General features: G+C 70.1%; 3 protein-coding genes and 1 pseudogene. 3 read left to right on the plus strand and 1 reads right to left on the minus strand.

Going from position 1 to position 5,950, the window contains the following annotated elements:
- Nucleotides 1–304: pseudogene (locus G6024_RS13820) on the minus strand (hypothetical protein); the annotation flags it as partial.
- A gap of 142 nt (nucleotides 305–446) precedes the next feature.
- Here G6024_RS13820 and G6024_RS13825 point away from each other — a divergent pair.
- The 3 genes from G6024_RS13825 to G6024_RS13835 form a co-directional block, all read left to right on the plus strand.
- Nucleotides 447–2,606 carry an acyltransferase family protein gene (locus G6024_RS13825; RefSeq protein ID WP_182640393.1) on the plus strand — a complete coding sequence of 720 codons (2,160 nt, stop codon included), beginning with the start codon at nucleotides 447–449 and terminating at the stop codon, nucleotides 2,604–2,606.
- Nucleotides 2,607–2,710: 104 nt separating this feature from the next.
- Nucleotides 2,711–4,855 carry a glycogen debranching protein GlgX gene (glgX, locus tag G6024_RS13830; RefSeq protein ID WP_096905624.1) on the plus strand — a complete coding sequence of 715 codons (2,145 nt, stop codon included), beginning with the start codon at nucleotides 2,711–2,713 and terminating at the stop codon, nucleotides 4,853–4,855.
- A 2-nt stretch (nucleotides 4,856–4,857) separates the two neighbouring features.
- Nucleotides 4,858–5,950: alpha-amylase family glycosyl hydrolase (locus G6024_RS13835; RefSeq protein WP_241728297.1), on the plus strand; the 1,093-nt coding region annotated here is incomplete at its 3' end.

Raw genomic sequence — 5,950 nt, forward strand, 5'->3', positions numbered from 1 at the left:
GGTGCGTGTGACGCCGCCACAGGACCATGACCGCACACACGGTCGCGAACCCCGACAGGACGATGAACACGAGCAGCTGACTGCCACCGTCCACCCCCGAGTCCGGTAGCCGGAGTCCCCGGCCGTCACCGACCGACAACAGCTCCGCCCGGGGCGCCGCGACGATCCACAGCAGCAGCGCGACCACGAACGGGCCCACCACGCCGAGCAGCGTCGACGCCGCGAATCGGGCCGCACCGCCGCGGTGCGGGGCCGTGGTCGACGACGGCGGGGGCGACGATGTCGACGACGACGGGCTGGTCATGCGCACGGACTGTACCAACGCCGGTGGTGCCGACCCGTTGTGGTGTAATCGGACCCGGCTCCGCCGGTGTACGGCACGGTGCCCGGACGCCGGGCCGGGCCCCTACCGACCCACCGGACGACACGTCAGGAAGTACCCGCCAGTGGCCACCATCTCTCCTCCCGCGCCCGCTGGGCGGCGCCGCGGGAAGATGGCCTACCGACACGACATCGACGGGTTGCGTGGCCTCGCGATCGCGCTGGTGGTGGTCTTCCACATCTGGATGGGCCGCGTCTCCGGCGGCGTGGACGTCTTCCTCACCCTGTCCGGCTTCTTCTTCCTCGGCTCGCTCCTGCGCGGCGCCGGCGACCCCGGCACGCCGCTCTCCCCGCTTCCCCACCTGAAGCGGCTGGTCCGCAGGCTGTACCCGGCGCTGGTGGTGACGATCGCCGCCACGGTGCTGGGCACGGTGCTCATCAAGCCGCCCACCCAATGGTCGACGATCTTCGAGCAGACCGTCGCCTCGCTGCTGTACTACCAGAACTGGGAACTGGCGCTGACCGCGTCCGACTACGCCGCCGCCGACGCGACCATCTCCCCGCTGCAGCACCTGTGGTCCATGTCCGTGCAGGGCCAGTTCTATCTGGTCGCCCTGGCGGTGATCCTGGGCGGGACCGCCCTCTGGCGCCTGATCGTCCGCAGGGGCACCCCGAAATGGCTTCTCGTGGGCATCGTCGCCGCGGGCACCGCCGCCTCGGTGTGGTGGGCCGTCCTCGGACAGGCCGACAACCAGGCGTGGAACTACTACGACACCGGCGCCCGCATGTGGGAACTGCTCATCGGCGGCCTGGTGGCCATCCTGCTGGCCGGAATCGTCCTGCCATGGCCCCTGCGGCTACTCACCACCGTCGCCGGACTCTTCCTGGTGGTGAGCACCGGCTTCTTCTTCGACGGCGCCGCCCACTTCCCCGGCCCGCTCGCCTGGTACCCCATCGGCGGCGCCCTGCTCATCATCCTCGGCGGCAACCTCCCGGTCGGGCAGCGCGCCACCCCGGCCAAGGACCCCGTCACCTGGCTCCTGTCCGGACGGGTGTTCCGGCGGCTCGGCGACATCTCCTACTCGCTGTACCTGTGGCACTGGCCGCTGCTCATCCTGTGGCTGTCCCACGACCGCGAAGCCGAGATCACGCTGGTCTCCGGCCTGACCATCATCGTCGTCTCGCTCGTGCTGGCGCTCCTCACCGAGAAGTACGTCGAGCGCCCGCTCCGCATGGCCAGCCGGGCGCGGGGACGCACCACCCCGGCGGCGGCGGCACGCGACCGGCAGCGGGGCGGCCCGGCCCGTTCGGCCCGTGAGCAGAAGCGATTCGTGGGGGCGAGCGTCGTCGTCGTCGTCGCCGTCGTCGCCAGCCTGGGGACCGTCGGCTGGTGGAGCGCCACCTCCGGCTCCCGTTCGTCCGTCCCGTACGTCGACTCCCTCACCGACCCGGGCCACCCCGGAGCGCGGGCGTTCTTCGAGGGCGTCCCCGCACCCGACGACGCCCCCTACGTACCCTCCCTGCTCCAGGTCGGCAACGACCTCCCCGCCAGCACCATGGACGGCTGCATCTCGACCTTCGAGTCGACGGAGGTCGAGATGTGCGTGTACGGCGACGTCACCTCCCCCCGCACCATCGCGCTCACGGGCGGGTCGCACGCCGAACACTGGATCAGCGGCCTCGACGAGGTCGGCCGGCATTACGGCTTCCGGGTGGTCACCGTCCTCAAGATGGGCTGCCCCCTCACGCTCGACGCCTCGGTCTCCGACGGCGACGAACCGCTGTACGAGAGCTGCGCGGAGTGGACCCCGGAGGCACTCGCCGCCCTCGTCGGACTGGATCCCGACTTCGTGTTCACCACGGCCACCCGCCCGGTCGGGGTCGTGGGCCCCGACGTCACGCCGCGCCAGTACGTCGACCTGTGGCGCGCGCTCGGCGAGCAGGGCATCGGCGTCATCGCCATCCGCGACACCCCGTGGCTCAACCAGGGACGCGGACCCATCCGCGCCAGCGACTGCCTCGGCGCCGGCGGCACCCCGGAAGAGTGCGGCATGCCGCGGGAGCGCTCCATCTCCCCCATCAACCCCGCCGCGATCGCTGCCGCGGGCCTCGACTCGGTGCGACTTCTCGACCTCACCGACGGCCTGTGCGACCCCGAGGACTGCCCCGCCGTGGTGGGCAACGTGATCGTGTACCACGACTCCCACCACCTCTCGGGTTCGTGGGTCCGGTCCGCCTCCGGGGAGCTGGCGCGTCAGCTGGGACCCGCGACCGGCTGGTGGTGATGGGCTGGCGGTGGTGATGGGCTGGTGGTGATGGGGACAGCCTGTGACCCGCCTCCGCCTGCACGGCCACGTCCGGACGGCCCTCAGGCACTACCCTGGGTCGGGTGACCCAAGACGACGAGACGCAGTCCGCCCCGGAGCTCATCCGAGCCTGGCCCGGTACCCCCTACCCGCTCGGGGCCACCTACGACGGCACCGGCACGAACTTCTCCCTGTTCTCAGAGGTCGCCGAGCGCGTGGAGCTCTGCCTGATCGACGACGACGGCGGCGAACAGCGTATCGAGCTCGTCGAGGTCGACTACCACATCTGGCACTGCTACCTGTTCGGCGTGACGCCCGGTCAGCGGTACGGGTTCCGGGTCCACGGTCCGTACGAACCCTCCGACGGGCTGCGGTGTGACGCGTCCAAGCTGCTCATGGACCCGTACGGCAAGGCCTTCGACGGCTCCTTCGACGGGGACCCGAGTTTGCACAGTTACGACCTCGACAACCCGGACGAGCGCAACACCGACGACTCCCTCGGGCACACCATGACCACCGTCGTGATCAACCCGTACTTCGACTGGGGCAACGACCGCGCCCCCGGGCACGAGTACCACAACACGGTGATCTACGAGGCGCACGTCAAGGGCATGACCGCGACGCACCCGGACATCCCCGCCGAGATGCGCGGCACCTACGCGGGGATGGCCCACCCGGCGATCATCGACTACCTCACCGACCTGGGCGTCACCGCGATCGAGCTCATGCCGGTGCACCAGTTCATGCAGGACCAACGACTCATCGACATGGGCCTGCGCAACTACTGGGGCTACAACAGCTTCGGGTTCCTGGCGCCCCACAACGAGTACGCGTTCTCCGACCGGCCCGGCGACGCGGTCAGCGAGTTCAAGGCCATGGTCAAGGCCTTCCACGAAGCCGATATCGAGGTGATCCTCGACGTGGTCTACAACCACACCGCCGAGGGCAACCACATGGGCCCCACCATCGGCTTCCGCGGTATCGACAACCAGGCCTACTACCGGCTGGTCGAGGGCGACGAGCAGCACTACATGGACTACACGGGCACCGGGAACACGCTCAACGTCCGGCACCCGCACTCCCTGCAGCTCATCATGGACTCGCTGCGCTACTGGATCCTCGACATGCACGTCGACGGTTTCCGCTTCGACCTCGCCTCCGCCCTGGCCCGCGGCCTGCACGACGTCGACCGGCTGTCCTCGTTCTTCGACCTCGTTCAGCAGGACCCCATCGTCAGCCAGGTCAAGCTCATCGCCGAACCCTGGGACGTCGGCGAGGGCGGCTACCAGGTGGGCAACTTCCCACCGCTGTGGACCGAGTGGAACGGCCAGTTCCGCGACACGGTGCGCGACTTCTGGCGCGGCGAGCCCGCGACCCTGGGCGAGTTCGCCTCGCGACTGACCGGGTCCTCGGACCTGTACGAGCACACCGGTCGTCGTCCCAACGCGTCGATCAACTTCGTCACCGCCCACGACGGGTTCACGCTCAACGACCTGGTGAGCTACAACGAGAAGCACAACGACGCCAACGGTGAGGACGGCAACGACGGCGAGAGCCACAACCGCTCCTGGAACTGCGGGGTCGAGGGCCCCACCGACGACCCCGAGATCATCCAGCTGCGCCACCGCCAGCGGCGCAACCTCCTCACCACGTTGATCCTGTCGCAGGGCACGCCGATGATCGCCCACGGCGACGAGATCGCCCGCACCCAGGGCGGCAACAACAACGTCTACTGCCAGGACAACGAGATCTCCTGGATGGACTGGGACCTCGACGAGGAGAAGCAGGACCTCCTGGAGTTCACCCGGAACCTGGTCCAGCTGCGCAAGGACCACCCCGTGTTCCGTCGCCGCCGGTTCTTCGGCTCCCCGCTGCGTGGCGAGGAGGAACCGCAGGACATCGGGTGGTTCACCCCGGAGGGCTCGGAGATGACCAGCAAGGACTGGGATTCCGGGTTCGGCAAGTCCATGGCCGTGTACCTCAACGGCGAGGGGATCCACGAGCCGGACGTACGCGGTCAGCGGATCGTCGACGACTCGTTCCTCATGCTGTTCAACGCCCACCACGAGCCCATCGAGTTCTCCCTCCTCGGCGCCGACTACGCCGAGAAGTGGGAGGTCGTCCTGGACACCGCCGACCATCTCGAGGAGCGCGCGGACGAGTTGAGCTCGGACGGCACCATCACCGTGGCCGACCGCGGCACGATCGTGCTGCGCAAGGTCAGCTGAGCATGGCCGCCGAGGACGAGACAGGGACCGGGGCCGGGCCGAGCCGGGGCGCCGCGCTGGCGAGCACCTACCGCCTCCAGCTGCGCACCCCCGCCTCGGACCCCGACGGCCGAGGCTTCACCCTGGCCGACGCCGAGGAGCTCGTGCCCTACCTGGCCGACCTCGGCGTGGGCGCGGTGTACCTCTCGCCCGTCATGACCGCCACTCCCGGCTCCACCCACGGCTACGACGTCGTCGACCCCACCACCGTCTCGGCCGAACTCGGCGGGATCGACGCACTGCGCTCCCTTCGCGCGGCGTGCCGGGCCCACGAGCTGGGCCTGGTGGTGGACATCGTCCCGAACCACCTCGGTGTGGACGAGCCGGCCGCCAACCCGTGGTGGTGGGACTCGCTGAGGCGGGGCCCCGACTCGCCGCACTTCTCGTTCTTCGACTTCGACACCGAGGAGGCGAACGGGGCCGACGGCAGGATCGCGATCCCCGTCCTGGGGACACCGGACGACGTGGCGGACCTCGTCGTCGTCGCCCCCGGAGACTCCCCCTCCGGCGAGGCCGAGCTGCACTTCTACGACCACCGGTTCCCGGTGGCCCCCGGCACCGGGGACGGCACCGCCCGGGAGGTCCACGACCGCCAGCACTACCGGCTCGTCCACTGGCGCGAGCCGCTGCTGGGCTACCGGCGGTTCTTCACCGTCACCGGGCTCGCCGGGCTGCGCCAGGAGGACCCCGAGGTCTTCGAGGCCACACACGCCGAGGTGCGGCGCTGGTGCGAGGAGGACCTCGTCGACGCCATCCGCGTCGACCACCCCGACGGGCTCGCCGACCCGGTCGGGTACGCGCGACGGCTGCGGGCGCTCGCCGGCGACGACCGCGTCCTGCTGGTCGAGAAGATCCTCGCGCCCGGTACCGAATCGACCCCACCCGAGGTCCTCGAACCCGCCATGCCCGTCGACGGCACCACCGGCTACGACGCCCTGCGGTTCATCGATCAGCTGCTCGTCGACGCCTCCGGCGAGGCCCGGCTGTCCGAGCTCGCCCGGCGCTACACCGGCGACCCTGGTGACGAGGAGCAGGTGCACGCGCAGTCCGCCGAGC

The sequence above is a fragment of the Dietzia maris genome, from assembly GCF_014144855.1.
In the GTDB taxonomy this organism is placed as follows: domain Bacteria; phylum Actinomycetota; class Actinomycetes; order Mycobacteriales; family Mycobacteriaceae; genus Dietzia; species Dietzia kunjamensis.